This is a genomic window from Nostoc sp. C110, from assembly GCF_043099725.1.
Lineage (GTDB): Bacteria > Cyanobacteriota > Cyanobacteriia > Cyanobacteriales > Nostocaceae > Nostoc > Nostoc muscorum_A.
The window spans coordinates 85,660-102,627 of record NZ_CP171137.1; the positions used below are offsets into that span (position 1 = coordinate 85,660).

19 protein-coding genes and 1 pseudogene are annotated in these 16,968 nt (G+C 42.2%); 16 read left to right on the forward strand and 4 right to left on the reverse strand.

Features of this window, described 5'->3' with window-relative positions:
* Nucleotides 1-96 precede the first annotated feature (96 nt).
* Nucleotides 97-1,194: pseudogene (locus tag ACFFRD_RS00395) on the reverse strand (hypothetical protein); the annotation flags it as partial.
* Between the two features lie 232 nt (nt 1,195-1,426).
* On the opposite strand from ACFFRD_RS00395, the gene ACFFRD_RS00400 reads away from it, so the two are divergent.
* The 6 genes from ACFFRD_RS00400 (at nt 1,427) to ACFFRD_RS00425 (ending at nt 8,819) form a co-directional block, all read left to right on the forward strand.
* The gene (locus ACFFRD_RS00400) at nt 1,427-1,750 is read left to right on the forward strand and encodes a CU044_2847 family protein (RefSeq protein WP_334711992.1); all 324 of its coding nucleotides are present in this window, start codon (nt 1,427-1,429) and stop codon (nt 1,748-1,750) included.
* Nucleotides 1,751-1,766: 16 nt separating this feature from the next.
* Nucleotides 1,767-2,651: a trypsin-like peptidase domain-containing protein gene (locus ACFFRD_RS00405; RefSeq protein WP_392476086.1), complete on the forward strand. Its 885-nt coding sequence runs from the start codon at nt 1,767-1,769 to the stop codon at nt 2,649-2,651.
* On the forward strand, nt 2,638-3,990 hold the full coding sequence (locus ACFFRD_RS00410; protein ID WP_392476087.1) for a hypothetical protein: 1,353 nt from the start codon (nt 2,638-2,640) through the stop codon (nt 3,988-3,990). Before ACFFRD_RS00405 ends, ACFFRD_RS00410 begins: the two co-directional genes overlap by 14 nt.
* 3 nt (nt 3,991-3,993) lie before the next feature.
* Nucleotides 3,994-4,980 (forward strand): AAA family ATPase, encoded by a 987-nt coding sequence (locus ACFFRD_RS00415; protein ID WP_392476088.1) that lies wholly within the window; start codon nt 3,994-3,996, stop codon nt 4,978-4,980.
* Nucleotides 4,977-7,847, forward strand: a complete 2,871-nt coding sequence (locus ACFFRD_RS00420) for an SAV_2336 N-terminal domain-related protein (RefSeq protein ID WP_392476089.1) — start codon at nt 4,977-4,979, stop codon at nt 7,845-7,847. The genes ACFFRD_RS00415 and ACFFRD_RS00420 overlap by 4 nt, the downstream gene beginning before the upstream one ends.
* A 138-nt stretch (nt 7,848-7,985) precedes the next feature.
* Nucleotides 7,986-8,819: a formylglycine-generating enzyme family protein gene (locus ACFFRD_RS00425; RefSeq protein WP_392476090.1), complete on the forward strand. Its 834-nt coding sequence runs from the start codon at nt 7,986-7,988 to the stop codon at nt 8,817-8,819.
* A 188-nt stretch (nt 8,820-9,007) separates the two neighbouring features.
* On the opposite strand, the gene ACFFRD_RS00430 is transcribed toward ACFFRD_RS00425, so the two are convergent.
* The 3 genes from ACFFRD_RS00430 to ACFFRD_RS00440 form a co-directional block, all read right to left on the reverse strand.
* Nucleotides 9,008-10,195, reverse strand: a complete 1,188-nt coding sequence (locus ACFFRD_RS00430) for a hypothetical protein (RefSeq protein WP_392476091.1) — start codon at nt 10,193-10,195, stop codon at nt 9,008-9,010.
* Between the two features lie 105 nt (nt 10,196-10,300).
* Nucleotides 10,301-11,899 carry a hypothetical protein gene (locus ACFFRD_RS00435; RefSeq protein WP_392476092.1) on the reverse strand — a complete coding sequence of 533 codons (1,599 nt, stop codon included), beginning with the start codon at nt 11,897-11,899 and terminating at the stop codon, nt 10,301-10,303.
* A 180-nt stretch (nt 11,900-12,079) separates the two neighbouring features.
* Nucleotides 12,080-12,448 carry a helix-turn-helix transcriptional regulator gene (locus tag ACFFRD_RS00440; protein ID WP_114086169.1) on the reverse strand — a complete coding sequence of 123 codons (369 nt, stop codon included), beginning with the start codon at nt 12,446-12,448 and terminating at the stop codon, nt 12,080-12,082.
* A gap of 556 nt (nt 12,449-13,004) precedes the next feature.
* Between ACFFRD_RS00440 and ACFFRD_RS00445 the strand changes: the two genes are divergently transcribed.
* The 10 genes from ACFFRD_RS00445 (at nt 13,005) to ACFFRD_RS00490 (ending at nt 16,942) form a co-directional block, all read left to right on the forward strand.
* A complete protein-coding gene (locus ACFFRD_RS00445) occupies nt 13,005-13,571 on the forward strand; it encodes a hypothetical protein (protein WP_392476093.1) in 567 nt (188 codons plus the stop codon).
* A gap of 273 nt (nt 13,572-13,844) precedes the next feature.
* Nucleotides 13,845-14,273, forward strand: coding sequence for a hypothetical protein (locus tag ACFFRD_RS00450; RefSeq protein ID WP_392476094.1), 429 nt, complete (start codon nt 13,845-13,847; stop codon nt 14,271-14,273).
* A gap of 97 nt (nt 14,274-14,370) precedes the next feature.
* Nucleotides 14,371-14,586: a hypothetical protein gene (locus tag ACFFRD_RS00455; RefSeq protein WP_392476095.1), complete on the forward strand. Its 216-nt coding sequence runs from the start codon at nt 14,371-14,373 to the stop codon at nt 14,584-14,586.
* A complete protein-coding gene (locus tag ACFFRD_RS00460) occupies nt 14,583-14,810 on the forward strand; it encodes a hypothetical protein (protein WP_392476096.1) in 228 nt (75 codons plus the stop codon). Before ACFFRD_RS00455 ends, ACFFRD_RS00460 begins: the two co-directional genes overlap by 4 nt.
* A 26-nt stretch (nt 14,811-14,836) precedes the next feature.
* Nucleotides 14,837-15,097, forward strand: coding sequence for a hypothetical protein (locus ACFFRD_RS00465; protein WP_190965360.1), 261 nt, complete (start codon nt 14,837-14,839; stop codon nt 15,095-15,097).
* Nucleotides 15,098-15,111: 14 nt separating this feature from the next.
* Nucleotides 15,112-15,885, forward strand: coding sequence for an ERF family protein (locus ACFFRD_RS00470; RefSeq protein WP_392476098.1), 774 nt, complete (start codon nt 15,112-15,114; stop codon nt 15,883-15,885).
* 39 nt (nt 15,886-15,924) lie between these two features.
* Nucleotides 15,925-16,125, forward strand: a complete 201-nt coding sequence (locus ACFFRD_RS00475) for a hypothetical protein (RefSeq protein ID WP_392476099.1) — start codon at nt 15,925-15,927, stop codon at nt 16,123-16,125.
* Nucleotides 16,122-16,466, forward strand: a complete 345-nt coding sequence (locus ACFFRD_RS00480) for a hypothetical protein (protein WP_392476101.1) — start codon at nt 16,122-16,124, stop codon at nt 16,464-16,466. The genes ACFFRD_RS00475 and ACFFRD_RS00480 overlap by 4 nt, the downstream gene beginning before the upstream one ends.
* 14 nt (nt 16,467-16,480) lie before the next feature.
* On the forward strand, nt 16,481-16,693 hold the full coding sequence (locus ACFFRD_RS00485) for a hypothetical protein (protein ID WP_392476102.1): 213 nt from the start codon (nt 16,481-16,483) through the stop codon (nt 16,691-16,693).
* Between the two features lie 9 nt (nt 16,694-16,702).
* Complete coding sequence (locus ACFFRD_RS00490; RefSeq protein WP_392476104.1) at nt 16,703-16,942, forward strand: hypothetical protein; 240 nt, start codon at nt 16,703-16,705, stop codon at nt 16,940-16,942.
* Nucleotides 16,943-16,968: the final 26 nt, after the last annotated feature.

Here is a 16,968-nt window from a genome sequence, read left to right on the forward strand (position 1 = left end):
TCCTGTTATATTGACGCACGAAAATTTCCCCCATTGCGGTCACGGGGCTTGGTACTTTTATTTGGTTGTCTAAAAAGTTACCAATACACTGGAAGCTTATTGAGGTTGCCAGAATCGCAACTCATCTCGAAAATACCTATCAGTTTTCTTGGACTGGTTTCGCCAGCAATCCCAGGCAACCAACACTTCCTCGCCTAAATCCTCTATGACTTCACCTCTCTCGACATACAAAGTACGGTATGGGTCGGCGTGGGCAACGATAGAGCCGATGCCAATGATGTTTGGTTGAGAGAATGCTTTTTGGAGTGCGGTAATTAACTCTGTTTCCTCACTGGTCAATTCCGCCCAGTAGTCTTGTTTAATCACCTCATACTCTTGCGCCACTACCGAATAGTCCTGCCACGTACATCCAGGCTTTGACAACACCTGCCGAATATCACTAACCGCTTGGGGTATCATCTGTAATTGCTCGGTTCGATAAGCGATCGCAGATTGTGTCAGTTCACTTCCCAGAATGATTGCCGCAGCTTCGAGGGCTTGGGTGTTATTCATAGCGCTGGCGAGGTTTTTCAACGCCATACCCATGAGCCGCAGACATTCTTGGGCATTCTCTTTAGGGGGTTCCTGGGCCAGCGATCGCAGATCAATAGTTTTCTCCAGTGCTTGCTTCACCTGCTTGTTCAACGCTTTACTCGCTTGCTGGGTCATGGTATTCCCCCACTGTTGCGAGGGACGTTGCTCTACAGCATTTTCCAAATCCTGAATACGCTGCCTAAGCTGTTGATTCTCAGCCTCCAATTTCCTTAGCCCCTCCATCTCCAAGAGCCGTTGCTGTAACTGGATATTTTCTTCTTTCTGTTGCTTGAATAGTTGTTGCAGAGATTGGATTTGCTCTTGCACTTGTTCTTCTGCTTTGGCTGTGGCCTCTGTTTGCAAACCAATCCTCAATTCCTGGGAAAGTCTCTCTAGTTCCTGTTTATGGCGTTCTTCAATAGCAGCGATCACCTCAGAATATTCTGCGGGGTAATTGCGTTCTCTGGGAAAGGGAACGCTGGGGGCATCTAAATCAGCATTGTTGATCAGCAGCCTCTCACCATCAGCAAAGGTAACAATCTGCTGCCAATGATTTGGTGCGTCTGCCTCAATTACTCCTGAATCCCCATAACTAGGGTGTGATTGTGATGAAACTATGACTAATCAGCAAATTAATTCAAGCGATTAATTGCTTTTAAACGCTCAAATCCAGGGTGAATGCGGGAAAAAGCTAGCATTTGGTGAAAAAGCTGGAGTTTATTCAAGTAAACTCTATGGTAAATCTACTGAGACTGCTATAGTCAGTCTGGAATGCCGTTCTGTACATTTGTAGCTTTGTATAGACACGACACTAACCATTATGCAGATTAGTATCCTAAGTGACTTATAAAAAATGCTGGAAAAACAACTTGTTGAGTTTTCACTAGAAGATGGTAGTAAGTTTTTAGTGGAAGTAGAAGAACCTAACAATACATCAGTTGGGAGAATAGCTCTTCCATCAGGTCGCATAGTATCTGAAGCTACAAAAACTTTTGAAGAAGCTATAGATAAAATTAAGCCAGCAATTGCAAGTATTGTTAATAAGTTCAAAGAGTTAAGTCCAGAAGAAATGGAAATCAAGTTTGGTATAAAGTTGAGTGCAGAAGCAGGAGCGATTTTAACTTCAGTGGGTGGAGAAGTTAATTTTGAGATTACTGTGAAGTGGAGTAAAAAATAGGATAGCGATTTAATTTATGTCAACTGAAAGCTACTCACATACATTAAAGGCAGCGATTGCTCGGATATACCATAATAATGGAATCACAGTTGTCGGTGCTGGTTTTTTAGTTGGCGATCGCTATCTCCTTACCTGCGCCCATGTAATCACAGAAGCACTGGGCATTTTAAGCAATACTCAAGAATTGCCAATTGGTATTATAGAGCTTGATTTTCCCCTGATTGCACCTGGGCAAAAACTCAAAGCAAAAGTAGTATTTTGGCAGCCTATAAATCCCCTACAAATCGGAGAAGATATTGCTGGATTACATTTAGAAGATGCCCCGCCAAACGGAGTGAGTTTTGTACAGCTTGTCACTGCATCAGATTACTGGAAACATCCGTTTCGGATATTTGGCTTTCCCCAAGGACATGATGTAGGTGTATGGGCAACAGGTGAACTCCGTGATGTACAGGCTAGCGGATGGATACAAATGGAAGCTATTCAAGTGACTGGATATCAGGTTGAGCCTGGGTTTAGTGGCGCTCCAGTGTGGGATGAATCATTACTAGGAGTAGTGGGTATGGCGATCGCCGCCGAGAGAAAGCGAGAAGGCGTAAAAGCGGCGTTTATGATTCCTACAAAAGTGCTTATGCAAACCTGGAATTTGCTAAATAAAGCTGTTCAACAGCAACCCAAAAGTTTGTCCCAACCTTTGAGTCGAGTGCAAGCGATTAAAGCGGAAGCATTGAACAAACGGTTAGAAATTTTGTCAAGTGATTTTGAAGCAGTATATAACCAATTGAACTATACAGAAAACGCTGGGAGTCGTAATTATCTGCAAAGACAGCTTAAGACTATTGAACAAGATATAAATGATGTTGAATTACAGCTTAATGAATTAGAGCATGGGAAAAAGTAAAGTCCAGCAAATAAAAAAAAAGATTCTTCAACAACGTTTCGACGATCTAAAGGAACAATACAATACGGTTAATCAACAATTAGATAATACACTAAATCAAGGAGATAAAAGAAAACTGAAGAGGCAAATTCAGGAAATAGAGGCAGAGATGACAGATGTTGAGAATGACTTAAACAGCCTCACTCCGTCTATTATTCCACAGACTCTAATTCAAATTCTGACTTCCTTGTATGAAAAAGCAATACCTTCTATCACAAAAGCTTACCAAGCTTCCTGCCCTCAAGGGTTTATTCAACAGGCTGATACTTTAGAAGACATCTTAGAGACTTTACAAGATATTCCAAAAGGCAATAAGGAATTTACCTATATTGAGGAATTTATAGTACATTTATGTGTTGATTCTCAAGTGCCGCAATCATTGTCTCAACAACTCCAGGAATGGGGTAAAAGATATATTAACAATTTTGATCAAAAAATACGGGATATTCAATCAGATTATAATTCAAATAATCAAGACACTAAATCATATCTATTGATTCAAGTTAAACCGACTAAAACAAACAAGTTAGATAAATTCTATATCTACGCTTGGCTAATTCCCGATATTCGCCATTATAAACCGGAAGTAGGAAATGGATTTAAACAAGTATCTGTATCTAAATTATCCCAGAAAAGTTTTACACTTCAGAATATACCAAAAATAGTCAATTTATTATTAGAAGACATAAGTTCTGAGTTCCTTGGAGAATTAACTATAGAATTTTTCCTGCCTTGTAAACTACTTAATCACACAGTCGATTCTTTTATAAGAGAAGAATTTGGCATAGCAGAAAGTATTGGAAAAAAATATAAAGTTGTTGTGCGTGCAAATGAGCGACTGCAAAAAAATTATCCCTATAAAGGAATATGGTTTGATAAGTGGCAAAAAATTAAGCAGGTATATAATTCACAATGTAAACAAGAATTAATATCAGGAAATCATAGCCAAGAACTTATTCGCAAAAAGTTAGATAAAGCAAACGGTATTATCCTGATAAATATTCCGAAATCTACTAGCATTGAAGCAATTTTTTCGTATATTCTAATTACTGCTACTCCCATTGTATTTTGGCTAAGAAAAGAGCCAGAGAATGAAAATTTAGCTCACAGATGTGCAATCAATTCCTTACTAGACTGTTGTATTCAGGAACTTCCTGATAAAGTTAAAGAACAACGTCTTGATGCTCCAGAAAATCAGAATGATCATATAGGACATCATATTTCATTAGTTTGGGAAGACCCGGAACGTCTGACCCCTGATGTAGGCTACTTTTATTCACCACCACAATCTGCATCTTAAATTATGAATGACTGGAAAGTATTTAAGGGAGATGGAAAGGAAAAAGATAACTGGAAACTTCCAGATCCACCAAATTGGCGAAAATTCCGTAGCGATAATGATGGTGGAACTGCAAAAAAGCAAAGACGGGGTGAAACATTTCAAGCACGTCCTGAAGAAATTGAGTTAGTCAATGCAGCCTTATATTTACGACGACCTCTATTAGTAACTGGTAAACCGGGAACAGGTAAAACATCCTTAGCGTATGCAGTTGCTCATGAACTGAAGTTGGGAGAAGTATTACACTGGTCGGTCACAACTCGTACTACGCTTAAGGATGGGCTTTATCGTTACGATGCCATCGGGCGATTGCAGGATGCAAAAGATAAAGATAACTTGCAAGAAATTGGTAAGTATATTGACCTTGGCCCATTGGGAACAGCTTTACTACCCTCAGAAAAGCCAAGAGTATTATTAATTGATGAAATTGATAAAAGTGATATTGATTTACCTAATGATTTACTACATATATTTGAAGAAGGAGAGTTTGAAATTCCCGAACTCAGGCGGATTGTTAGTAAATTAGATGAAGTAGAAATACAGACCGCACATACTAATACAAAAGTAAAAATTCAGAATGGACGAGTTCGTTGTACAACCTTTCCGTTTGTAATTTTAACTAGTAATGGCGAAAGAGATTTTCCCCCGCCATTTTTGCGGCGTTGTCTGCGACTGAATATCAGAGAACCTAACAAGGAAGAATTAAAGCGGATTGTCACTGCACATCTGATCAATGAGAAAACACCTTCTAAAGAAGCTAATAGTCTAATCAAACAAACGGATAGTTTAATCACTAAATTTCTCGAAAAACGCCAAAATGGAGAGTTAGCCACCGATCAACTCCTAAATGCAGTTTACTTGGTAACAAGAGAACATTTCCCCAAAGGCGATACTAAAGAAAAACTAGTTGAGCAGGTATTGAAGTATTTGGATAGCTCAGAGGACTTATGATCACAAAACTGATTGCATGTCTGGAAGAGGTTGGACTAGAAGTTAATGCCGAAGAAATTGGTGATATTCTCTGGTTAGCAAACCAGATGCAACAAGTTGCCCCTGAGCCTGGACAAACTGAGCAACCGCATGAAAAACCGATTCAACCCTCTACACCCATATCACCTAGTTCAGGAAATGCCGCATCAACTGAGTCTTCATCTTCTATTCCACTTAAAAGAGAGCCTACTGTTTCTGCTTACTCATCAGATGTAATTCCTGACTCTGGTTCTTCTGGAGAATCATCGCCTACACCAGAAGGACTTCCCTTTAAGGCTCCTGCTGCACCTGCTTTAAGAAATTCTTTGGCGTTAGCTAGAGCGCTGCGTCCACTGATGCGAAAAGTGCCATCTCGAATAGAATTTGTTTTGGATGAAGAAAGTACAGCTCGACAAATTGCAGAATATCAGTTTTGGTCGCCTGTTTTACAGCCAGCAAAAGAACGCTGGTTAGAGTTGGTGCTGGTAGTAGAAGAAACTAGTACAACAATTGTTTGGCAAGAAACCATTGCAGAATTCCAAAAATTAATGGAACGGCATGGAGCATTTCGTAATGTATATACCTGGAGTCTACAAACAAAAACAGACGGAACACCTCAGATTTTTCCGTTTCAGCAAAAAATCACAGGAAAACAACGTTCTCACAGTCCAAAAGAGCTATTGGATGCTACAGGTAGACGCTTAATATTGCTGATTAGCGATTGTATCTCACCTCTGTGGTGGCAAGGAGAAATACACAACTTATTAGAAATTTGGGGGAATCATGTTCCAGTTGCAGTGCTGCAATTGTTGCCAGAGCAATTATGGGAGCGGACAGTATTAGGTTTAGGGAACTCAGTAAGCTTGGGTACAATAGCCCCTGGTGTTCTTAATTCGCAATTAGTTGTCAGTGGTTTACCCATTTGGCTGGAAGAAAAACCAAAAATGGCGCTGCAATTCCCTGTGGTGACGTTAGAGCCTGAGTCTTTAACAGAGTGGGCAAGAGTAGTTGCAGGAGCAGGTAGCGTTCAGAGGCTAGGTGTATTATTTCAGAAAAATTGGCAAGAGTTGATCCCAAAATTTCAGTCCCCAACTTCGCAGCCGCTATTAAATCCAGAATTATTAATCAAACGTTTTCATGCTACAGCTTCCCCTTTGGCCAAAAGATTAGCAGGATTCATGGCTGCTGCTCCTGTAAGTTTACCTGTGATTAATCTAATTCAGCAAGAACTCTTGCCAGAATCTCGGCAAATCCATCTAGCTGAAATTTTTATGAGTGGACTGCTACAGTTGATTGAAGGTGACAAGCAGATTCAAGTATCTCGCTGGCAATATAAATTTGTGGAAGGTGTGCGTGAAATTTTGCTTGGTTCTGTCAAAATCACAGAAATTGATGATGTACTGGAAAAGATTTCGCAATACATAGCAAGGAAAACAGGGTTACAAATCAAGAGTTTTGCTGCATTATTGACTCCTAACCCAGATTGGGATATCACTGTTCAAAAAGAGGTTATTCCCTTTGCTAAAATTGCTATCCAGGTATTGCGTTACTTAGGTGAAGACTATGCTGCTTTAGTAGAGCAATTACAACAAAAACCTCCAGTTTTAACTGAGGATTCTGAAGTAATTCCTAATTTTCCAGCAATACAAACTTTTGATTTTAAAGTAAAAACTATTGCCCTGGTTGATGAGATAGAACCATTTAATCTGCAAGCTTTTGAATTTGACGTAGCACTTATAGAGGTTAATCAATCTGCTCAAATCACTACAGATAATCCTCTAGAAATTGCAGATGAGATTATTTTTATTAAAACAGCAAAACATTTAAACGATACTGAGCAGTTATTAATACAAGGAATATTAGCCAATCAAACTTATGAGCAAATTGCAGCTTTAGCAGAATATTCTGTGCGTCACCTAAAGAATGTTGCGATTAAGCTATGGGAAGTTTTATCAGAAGTAGTTGGTGAAAAAGTCACTAAAAAAAATCTAAAAACCGTTCTCGAACGGCTGGCTGCTGGTCGCCATTTAACCATTAATCGTCATCATCAGCAATCTCAGTATTTTGTTGAAGAGTTAGGCAATGGCGTTGGGCTAGAAATGGTGTCTATTCCTGAAGGCAGTTTGATGATGGGTGCTGCAAAAAATGAAGAAGCAAGCAGCGATGATGAACGTCCTCAACACAAAGTGACAGTTTCAACTTTTTTTATGGGTAAATATCCTCTTACCCAGGAACAATGGGAGGCTGTAGCAGCTTTACCACAAATAAACCAAGAACTTAACCCTGACCCATCTAATTTTAAAGGTGCAAATCGACCTGTAGAAACAGTTTCTTGGTACGATGCGGTTGAGTTTTGCGATCGCTTATCTCAATATACAGGAAAAACTTACCGTCTCCCCAGTGAAGCAGAATGGGAATATGCCTGTCGCGCTGGAACTACGACTCCATTTCACTTTGGGGAAACAATTACGTCTGAACTGGCAAATTATAATGCTAGTAGAGTTTATCGCAGAGGGGTAAAAGGAACCTATAGAGTAGAGACTACGCCTGTGGGCAGTTTTGAAATAGCTAACACCTTTGGATTATACGATATGCACGGGAATGTCTGGGAATGGTGTCTTGACGATTGGCACAGCAACTATAAAGGTGCGCCAACAGATGGTAATCCGTGGTTTCATAACAATAATAATCTTTATCGAAAGCAAGGAAGTGCTGTACTCCGGGGCGGTTCCTGGTACTATTATCCTGAAAACTGCCGTTCCGCCTCCCGCAGCAACTACGGCAGGCGCGACAACCGCAACGACAATATTGGTTTTCGTGTAGTGTGCGCGGTTGAAAGAATTATTTAGTAGCCCTTTATATTTTAGCTATTTTGCATTTTGCTCTTGTTTTTTACCCTTGTTGAGTGTAAGGATGTCCGTTCGATCTAATTTTTTTGAAATCAAGGGTGTGCAGTAAAGAGATGATCGAGTGAGAAATAAGAATAAATGGTAAAAATAGTTATAAACGAAACACAGAAGAAAGCCCAATACTACGTAGAAGACCTGGGCAACGGAATTACGCTAGATATGGTGCTAATTCCTGGCGGCAGTTTTCTAATGGGTTCTCCAGAGGACGAACTAGAGCGCAGGGATTCAGAAAGTCCTCAGCATTCAGTAACTATTCAGCAATTTTGTATAGGTAAGTATGCAGTGACTCAAGCACAGTGGAAAGCCGTAGCAGCATTACCGCAAGTCAACAGAGAGCTACAAGCTGACCCATCGAGATTCAAAGGGGATCAACGACCTGTAGAGTGCGTTTCCTGGTACGATGCCGTTGAGTTTTGCGATCGCTTGTCCTCCCATACAAAAAGACAATATCGGCTACCCAGTGAAGCAGAATGGGAATATGCGTGTAGAGCGGGAACAACCACCCCATTTCACTTTGGCGAGACAATTACATCAGATCTAGCTAATTATCGTGCTACCGAAACTTACGGTGCGGGTGTAAAAGGAACTTACAGACAAGAAACTACAGTTGTGGGCAGCTTTGAAGTAGCTAATGCTTTTGGGCTGTACGATATGCACGGAAACGTCTTTGAATGGTGTCTAGATGATTGGCATGATAATTATGAAGGTGCGCCAACAAATGGAAGCCCTTGCTTTGATAGCAAGAATGATGATCTTTATCAAAAAAAAGGAAGTGCCGTGCTGCGGGGCGGTTCCTGGATCAACGATCCAGGCTACTGCCGTTCCGCGTATCGCAACTACTACTTCACGCGCGACGACCTCGGCAACTATCTTGGTTTTCGTATTGTGTACGCTGCCGGGAGGATTCTTTAGTAGCCCTTTACTCTTGTTTTTTTTATACTTGTTGAGTGTAGGCGAAGCGGAACGATCTAAATTTTTTTTAATCAAGGGTTGGGTAGCTTGGTAAGTGTCACAGCCAAACAGTTGCTCAACCCTACAAACTGCTTGCATCATGAAGCGGTTGAGTTATTCAAATTCAGGTAGCCATAATTCCGCGATCGCTACTTGTCCCAATCAACCAACGCACCATCCACACAAGCAATCCCCCATTGCGGAAACTTCGCCAAAAGCTTTTTGATCACAATCTGCAAAGCAGGGTCATCATTCCAGCATTGTTGGAGGAAGTCCAACCCCGGATTCTCGCCCGAATTCGCTGCTCGATTCAGTTTTTCTCTTCTTACAGGTCGTATATTTGACCTCGCAACTATCGCCTCATGCGACCATTTTTCAGGATTTGACACGGCGGAACTTTCACCCTCATGATTTGCTTTGATTTCTACGCCCGAAACTGAATTTTCAGTCATCAATTCAGCAGAGGGGCGACTCGGTTCTATTTTCTGATCTGCGATCGCTGAATTTAAAGATTTTTCATTTTGGGCAACGGACGCGGCGGAACAAGCACCTTCATGAGAGACTGCCGCCTCAACACCACAATTCTGGTTTTCAGCCAATAAAGGAGCAGGTTGACTTAGTACAGCATCCACAAGCGTTAGCGATGTACAGTCATTCGCCGTAGGCGAGTCTTCCTCCTTCTCTGACACGCCTTGAACAGTCTGAGGCGACGCGCCCCCCAAGGGCGCATGAGCCGTCTGCTCCTCACGCGAATTTTCTGTAAGCGTGTCAGAGACACTCCTCACAATCTCTTTTGAAGAGTTTGTGAGGAGTTTCTGACCAGTTTGTGAGGGTTTTTGAAACCCTTGCTCTGACTGGTCTTTACCTAAGATAGATGCTTTATACAAAGCACCCATTTCTTCAGAGCCAGCATCTATCTCTGAAATCTCAGCATTTGGTTCTTGTTTTAGAGAATTTGGTTGCTGATTAAGAGAATTGGCTTTCTCCCAAAACTCCTTCATCCGGCTACCATGCAAATTCTTCACCATCCAGCTAGCCGTTTCCCTGCCATCCTGAATAGACTTATCAGGCTTGAAAATGAACAGTCCACTTTCAGCGAGAATTTTCTTTGCAGAGATAAAAGTACTGTACCCCAAAACACTTGTTAGCGGCATCCACCGGGAACCATAAGGATCAGCCGTCCAGCACTCCTGCCACAGTTGCGTAACTGAAGGCTTTTGCTGCGATGCCCAGAGCATATCTTCGATTGGAATAATCACATGAAGTCTTTTGTATGGTGACTGTGGTTTATTAGCAGCAGCCTTTTTGGGCTTGGGTCTGGTAATAGTTGCGGTCATCTTTCAATCTCCTGTTTATATTGGCGCACGGAAATTTCCCCCACTGTGATGCGAGGCTAGGTACTTGTATTTGGTTGTCTAAAAAGTCACCGATACACTGGAAGCCTATTGAGGTTGCCAGATTCGCAACTCGTCTCGGAAATACCTATCAGTCTTTTTCGATTGCTCCTTCCAACAATCCCAAGCCACCAACACTTCTTCTCCCAAATCCTGTACCACCTCACCCCTTTCTACATACAAAGTGCGGTATGGATCAGCATGGGCAACGATAGAACCAAGCCCGATTATGGGAGATTCAGTAGATGTCGTTTGAAGTGCAGTAATTAATTCTGTTTCCTGGGTGGTAAGTTCTACCCAATAGTCTGATTTAATCACTTCGTACTCTTGCGCCACTGCCCAATAGTCCTGCCACGTACACCCAGGTTTAGCTAGCACTGACCTAATATCACTAACCGCTTGAGGCAACATTTCCAGTTGTTCGGCTCGATATGCGATCGCAGTTGGTGTAGGTTCACTCCCCAGAATTATCGCCGCAGCTTCCAAGGCTTGGGTGTTGTTCATAGCACTGGCAAGGTTTTTCAAAGCCATACCCATCAAGCGCAGACATTCTTGGGCATTCTCTTTTGGGGGTTCTTGTGCCAGCGATCGCAGATCAATGGTTTTCTCCAGAGCTTGTTTAACTTGCTTGTTCAACGCTTTAGTCGCCTGTTGAGTCATGGTATTTTCCCACTGCTGTTGAGGACGCTGTTGTACTGCGTGTTCTAGTTCCTGAATGCGCTGCTGGAGTTGTTGATTCTCAATCTCCAGTTTCCGTAATCCTTCCATCTCCAAGAGGCGCTGCTGTAACTGGATATTTTCTTCTTTCTGTTGTTTGAAGAGTTGTTGCAGAGATTGGATTTGCTCTTGCACTTGTTCTTCTGCTTTGGCTGTGGCCTCTGTTTGCAAACCAATCCTCAATTCCTGGGAAAGTCGCTCTAACTCTTGCTGATGTTGCTCTTTAATTTGAGCGATCGCTTCTGTATATTCTGCGGGATATGATCTTCCTCTAGGAAGTGGAACGCTTGGGGCATCCAAATCAGCATTGTTGATCAACAACCTCTCGCCATCAGCAAAGGTGACAATCTGTTGCCAGTGATTCGGTGCATCTGCCTCAATGGTTCCCTCATCTCCATACCTTGGGTGGGACTGTTGTGAAACTGTGACAATGGCTTTTTGAGGAACCACTGGTTCTTCAATTTTGGGAACCAGTGGTTCCTGAATAGATTGCTTTTTGCGTGGAAGTTGAGGAACCACAATATTTGCCGCAGCCGCAAAGTCTGATTCACCAGGAGAAGGGTTATCTTTGAGAGCGATCGCTACAGCTTGTTTTAGTTTCTCTGGTTCCTTGACTAAGCGAAGTAACGGACGAGCCTGACGCTCATTTTTGATGTGTCCGCCCAATTCGCCAACCGCGTCTATGACCTTTTTGGCTCCTAGCAGTTGGTTGATTCGTCGGTATCCACCCCAGGCGTATAATTCACGCTGGCAGTATTCTTCAAAGTTTTTATAGCCAGCTTGCAGGTAAAGCTGTTGTTCCCTCATCTGAAGGATTTCATCTACCGCTTGCCACTCGAATCGGTCGATAGCAGCGAAAGTTTCCTGAATGCTGGTGTTGACAACACTGTAATCGAGTGCTGTTGTTTGTTCTCTGTCTAGTGTCAGCATATTTATTGCCCACTATGGTAAATGCTTAAAAATTGAGGTGTTGCAGTTTAACCAAAGTGAACAAGAGCAGCTGATTTGGGGGATTTTTCCAAAAATGTGTCAGCATTATAGTTAGCTCACTTTGTCGTTAACGGATTGAGCAGGCGATCGCATAGCTTTGGTCGGCGGCGGTCGCTTTTACTAGGCAGCAGTTGATAACGAAGTATTTTCTATTTCAGTTTTAGAACTCGTTATACGAGATTTTTTTTGCTGGGTTGGTGCTTTGGCTCCTTTGATTTCATAATTCTCATCAACAACTGGGTTTGGCCCTCTGGCGTAGCTAATTAAGTCAGAAGGGGTAATCTCTCCTTCCAAGTCTTGTGCCAGTCTATTTAAGCATTCACAAAGATTGTTTAAAATCTCACCATCCAACCGTGGCATAGTTCTAGCGTTTCGTAAGTTCGATACGGAGTTAGCGCTAACCCCCATTTCTGCGGCAAGGTCACGGGCTTTAATGTTATGCCTTGCCATTACTTCTTTTAACTTCCACTTAATCAAGGCTTGATTCATAATTCTACACCTTAAGCTTACTTCTATCCTTACCTTACCACAAATAATCAAGCTTAGTACTATATAAATCAAGAAACAAGCCCTATAAATACAAGTTTAGCCTTGACAAATCCAGTTTTAAACTTTATATTATTAATCATAAGGGGCAAGGGAAAGCAAACTGCCTGCACCCGGACGCAATAAAGGGTTTGCACTATCTGAACTTTGACAGCACAATCCAGAGTGACTGCTTGAGGAGCAACCGAGGCACTGGCACAACCAGAGAAGGCGAGGGGTACACAGCATGGAAATGGATTTGCACTCAATAAGAAAGTACCAGCAGGACGACGGCAGTTGAAGCTTTTGAAGAGTCGTACACGTCGCCTGATACGCTGTATCTCCTGTTTTGGTATTGCTCAAGTGGCACTGGCTTTGAGTCACAAATATATGGCTACGCCAAATTTTTATGAGAGCGTTGTGCTGAACCACAACGTTGTTTGCACACATAACAAAAGCGACCGCCCACCCTGAGAAAGTATGCGATCGCTTTTTATCCAACTGAATGGAGATCAATATTATGCCTTATACAACATATACACAGCAAGCAATTCCTAGTTCTTCTCGTGACGAGCAAGCCACAGCCCAAGCGGAACTGTACACCCACCTCGAATCCCAAGCCGAAGCTGTAGCCCCAACCCAAGATCCTCTCACCAGCAGAGATCGCCGCATCATTGGTGAGATTATTGAAGTCGAACCCGAATCAATCCGCACTATCTGGATCGAAGGCGGAATCACAGTCTGGGTGCAGTTAGTCGGTGCTGGACGGCTACCATTTGATAGAAACTGGTTCGCCGCAAGAGTTGCAGAGGTTAAAGCGACTCTATCGGAAACACCCCTGGAGCGCAACGAACGATTAAGCGATGAACTGGAAAAAGCTTGCACTGCTTTCGGTCTGTACCACGGAGAGATCGACTGGCTCTCATTCAGCACCAAACTCTACCAAGACGGGCGCTTTGTCGGCTTCGTCGGGTGTAATCAACAGGGCTGGTACGCTCGACCAAGACAGTACGGGGTGAATCGGGTTGCTGGCAGTGCCAAAGATGTGATTGCGTTGTTGGGAGTCCGAACGGCAGTAGCGGCGTAAGTTGCTGAAGGTAGAAAGGCGATTGCACACCAAGACAACTGCAATCGCCAACAAGTTTAATCACTAAGCAGACACAATGATGGCACAAAATACAGCAAGTAACCTCATACTTTAAGATTCGGGTTTCGATAACCATCAACTGAAAATTATGCGTCCTCTAGCAGATCCGAACGCACAGGTGTAAGAAATCCTTATTACTGAAGTAAGAAAAGCGATCGCAGTTCAAAGGAAATGCGATCGCCTCTACAACGAAATTAGACAAACGAAATTATCATGGCACACACGATAAACTCATTTTCTCTTAAAGAAGACCAGTTGGATAATCCTCTAGAGAAAATTCTCCTCCCTCCAACAGACCCGAACGCAGAGGTGCAAGAAATTCCTGGCTACAAGCTGGTTTACGCTGACGGAGCTTGCCCCAGAAACTATCGAGTGTACACAGATGATTCGATGATTGGGGTGATATTTCAGTATATTACCCACTGGTCAAACGGAGTGGATTCTCTACGATACGCCAAGTCGGTTGATGCAGCAGTTGGACTAGACGAATTTATGACGATGACAGGCTACTTTACAGCGACTACAGAACAACCACTCACGGAAGAAGAGTTGCTAGATAAGGAATTTGATTTGCTCACAAGTGAGGAGTGGGAAAGGTTAAAGAGATACGTCCCAGAAACTAGCGATTTAGTAGCAGCGTAAGGAAACGGGTGGGCAGGAAGACCCACCTGTGTGGCAGGGAGCAAAACTAAATTATTAGTTTATCCGAATGCAACAACACAATTCATTGAATATAACAATGTCACCCATAGAAATACTGAAAGAATTCAACTCGTGCTATCTCAAGATTCAAGCGGTTGCCCAAGATGAAAACTGGCTTTTGTTGATTGCAGACAAGAAGATTGACCCAGAGGCAGCAACTCACGTAGGCGATACATTGCATTACTTGGGCGAGGCAATGGGGTGCGTGGAAGAAATTGTTGAAATCAAGTTTAATCAGGAATCAAAATCATGAAACTCTATGCAACCAGTATTCCTCAAATTTTGCCAAGTTGGGCAACTGTTATATCGAATAATGCAGGCTTAATTGAGGTTGAAATCAATGATGAATCCCCAAGCTTTCACTCAGTTTTAGAGGAATTAGCTACTGAAATTGAGCCAGGAGTTATTGGTGTAAAAGCTGGAGATTTATGTCAAATACTCAGTATTGAAATGGTTGATACTGACGAAGATAATTGACAGCCAAAATTTAGTAAACCAAAAAAATGAAATTCACAACTGTTTCTGTTAGCTATTCCAGAAAATTCAATCTCGGCGATTACGAATCACTGGAATTAGGTTGTTCTCTCTGGGCGCAAGTCGAGGATGGGGAAGACGCTGACGGAATAACCCAATTCCTCTATCACCAAGCCAAAGCTTCAGTCAAACAAGCTGCGATGCCTGTGTTGAAAGCCTCAGAGTTTCAGATAAATAAGGCTAAGTCTAGTAAAAAAGTGTCTGGTGATATTAACGAAAATTACTGGTAAAGAGGAGCCGGACAGTGCAAGAACTAATCAAAGCTTTAATCAAAGCAAAGGCAGAGTTTAACCCCATTCAAAAAGACGGGACTAATCCTCACTACAAGCGCAAATATGCAACCTTAGATGCTGTGTTAGATGCTGTCACTCCTGCGCTTAGTAAACATGGATTAGTAATAATTCAAACCACCGAAATCTTTGAAGGTAAAACCGTGCTACGAACTCATATTTTTCATGAATCTGGAGAGAGTATCACCAGCACTTATCCTCTACCTGAAATTAGTGATTCTCAGAAATTTGGTGCAGCATTAACTTATGCACGACGATATGCGGTTTGTGCAATTTTATCGGTAACTGCTGATGAAGATAATGATGCTGAAGGCGCAACTACTCCTCAAAAGGCTGAACAGCCCCAGAATAACATTAGACCCCGCAAAGACAATCAACAGTATAGAGTCCAGCAACCAAAACAAGCTTTAACTCCACCATCCATCAACCCAAAAGATTGGCGAGTCAAAGAAGTTCGCACACTTTTAAATTATCCACTTGATTTAGTCAAAGAGTGGCTGCATTCTCGAAATGTTACAAGTCCAAGTGAGCTTGATACTACCAAGATTGATGAGCTAGTGAAGACTATGTGTTTGGCTTGGGCTGGTAATAAGTTTGGACATCCGAATCATGCTGCTAACTCTTATCAAAAACAGGTAATCGATGCTGTATTACGAGGTGTTTCTGAGATGGAAGCAATTCAAGCATGGATGGAAGGAGCGCTTGCACAATTGCCTGAACTGAATTGAAGTAAACATATCTTCTCATAACACCAATAGGAGAATATTATGCCGAGAAAATCAACTTATCCCACCTCTACTGACCAGTCCTCACTCTGCCTTCAGTACCTCAGTCGTTGCGGTGGCAGCGCTCGGTTATGCAATATCAACTTTAGTCTTAGTGTGATTCAAACCTTAGTCAATCAAAGAAAGGTAAAGATTGCGAATACAGGTGCAGGTTTTTATGTTCAGTTGGAGGAATCCAAATGACTAACTACAAACAAGTTGTTCCCCAATCTCAATTAGACCACAAGAGTAAAATGGTTCTTCGTCGCCGTACTAGGAGAAGATTCAACCCCAGGATTTTTCTCGATCGCACCATAGAAACAACTGCAATTATCTCTCTGCTCTTGACTGGATTTTCGGGAGTTGGAGCAATGGGGTGCTGGGGAATGGAGATTATTGAAACGAATGCTGACCCCAATATAATCATCTCTGGTTGGGAGCAACAGAAAAATATCTGCTTAGGTGCAATGTTGGTCAGTTTTTCCGCTTTCTTGGGCAGTTCTTTAGTCGGAGCAAGCCTCAGCATTCAACGAGATAAATTTTAGTTGAGTTAACGGCAATGAAAGAGTACAAAACCAAACATGGCGGCTACAAAATCGAGACTACCGAATTATCAGATGGTGCTGTGGATGTTCATGTTGGGAAGCAGGGCTTTTTTAAAACAACTTGGGCATCACCTTCAACTCAAACCTTTGACAATCATACACAAGCTGTTAGTCATGCCAAAAATGCTATTGATAACGGCGAAATCGATTCAGTTTTCCAAGGTTAAAACACACCAATGGAAATCAAATTAACCACATCAGAAATTCGGACTATCTTACAAGGATGTCAACATACATTGCGGCTTGTGGGGAGTAGTAAGGATTATCGCAGGCTTCAATCATCCGAGTACTTTTCTACATCAAATGATGTGGTGCTAAATGATGCTGTCAATATTTTGTTTGAGTTAGTTGAAGCAATCGAGCAGGTAGAGCAATTTTCTCAACAAAAAGAATCAGGTCAAGGAGCAAGAAATTAAGTAAGAATTCTGGTCTGAGGGTATTG

Excerpts from the sequence above, each read along its gene's own strand:
- ACFFRD_RS00400 (WP_334711992.1), top strand. The coding sequence starts at position 1,427 with ATGCTGGAAAAACAACTTGTTGAGTTTTCACTAGAAGATGGTAGTAAG.
- ACFFRD_RS00405 (WP_392476086.1), top strand. The coding sequence starts at position 1,767 with ATGTCAACTGAAAGCTACTCACATACATTAAAGGCAGCGATTGCTCGG.
- ACFFRD_RS00410 (WP_392476087.1), top strand. The coding sequence starts at position 2,638 with ATGGGAAAAAGTAAAGTCCAGCAAATAAAAAAAAAGATTCTTCAACAA.
- ACFFRD_RS00415 (WP_392476088.1), top strand. The coding sequence starts at position 3,994 with ATGAATGACTGGAAAGTATTTAAGGGAGATGGAAAGGAAAAAGATAAC.
- ACFFRD_RS00420 (WP_392476089.1), top strand. The coding sequence starts at position 4,977 with ATGATCACAAAACTGATTGCATGTCTGGAAGAGGTTGGACTAGAAGTT.
- ACFFRD_RS00425 (WP_392476090.1), top strand. The coding sequence starts at position 7,986 with ATGGTAAAAATAGTTATAAACGAAACACAGAAGAAAGCCCAATACTAC.
- ACFFRD_RS00430 (WP_392476091.1), bottom strand. The coding sequence starts at position 10,195 with ATGACCGCAACTATTACCAGACCCAAGCCCAAAAAGGCTGCTGCTAAT.
- ACFFRD_RS00435 (WP_392476092.1), bottom strand. The coding sequence starts at position 11,899 with ATGCTGACACTAGACAGAGAACAAACAACAGCACTCGATTACAGTGTT.
- ACFFRD_RS00440 (WP_114086169.1), bottom strand. The coding sequence starts at position 12,448 with ATGAATCAAGCCTTGATTAAGTGGAAGTTAAAAGAAGTAATGGCAAGG.
- ACFFRD_RS00445 (WP_392476093.1), top strand. The coding sequence starts at position 13,005 with ATGCCTTATACAACATATACACAGCAAGCAATTCCTAGTTCTTCTCGT.
- ACFFRD_RS00450 (WP_392476094.1), top strand. The coding sequence starts at position 13,845 with ATGGCACACACGATAAACTCATTTTCTCTTAAAGAAGACCAGTTGGAT.
- ACFFRD_RS00455 (WP_392476095.1), top strand. The coding sequence starts at position 14,371 with ATGTCACCCATAGAAATACTGAAAGAATTCAACTCGTGCTATCTCAAG.
- ACFFRD_RS00460 (WP_392476096.1), top strand. The coding sequence starts at position 14,583 with ATGAAACTCTATGCAACCAGTATTCCTCAAATTTTGCCAAGTTGGGCA.
- ACFFRD_RS00465 (WP_190965360.1), top strand. The coding sequence starts at position 14,837 with ATGAAATTCACAACTGTTTCTGTTAGCTATTCCAGAAAATTCAATCTC.
- ACFFRD_RS00475 (WP_392476099.1), top strand. The coding sequence starts at position 15,925 with ATGCCGAGAAAATCAACTTATCCCACCTCTACTGACCAGTCCTCACTC.
- ACFFRD_RS00480 (WP_392476101.1), top strand. The coding sequence starts at position 16,122 with ATGACTAACTACAAACAAGTTGTTCCCCAATCTCAATTAGACCACAAG.
- ACFFRD_RS00485 (WP_392476102.1), top strand. The coding sequence starts at position 16,481 with ATGAAAGAGTACAAAACCAAACATGGCGGCTACAAAATCGAGACTACC.
- ACFFRD_RS00490 (WP_392476104.1), top strand. The coding sequence starts at position 16,703 with ATGGAAATCAAATTAACCACATCAGAAATTCGGACTATCTTACAAGGA.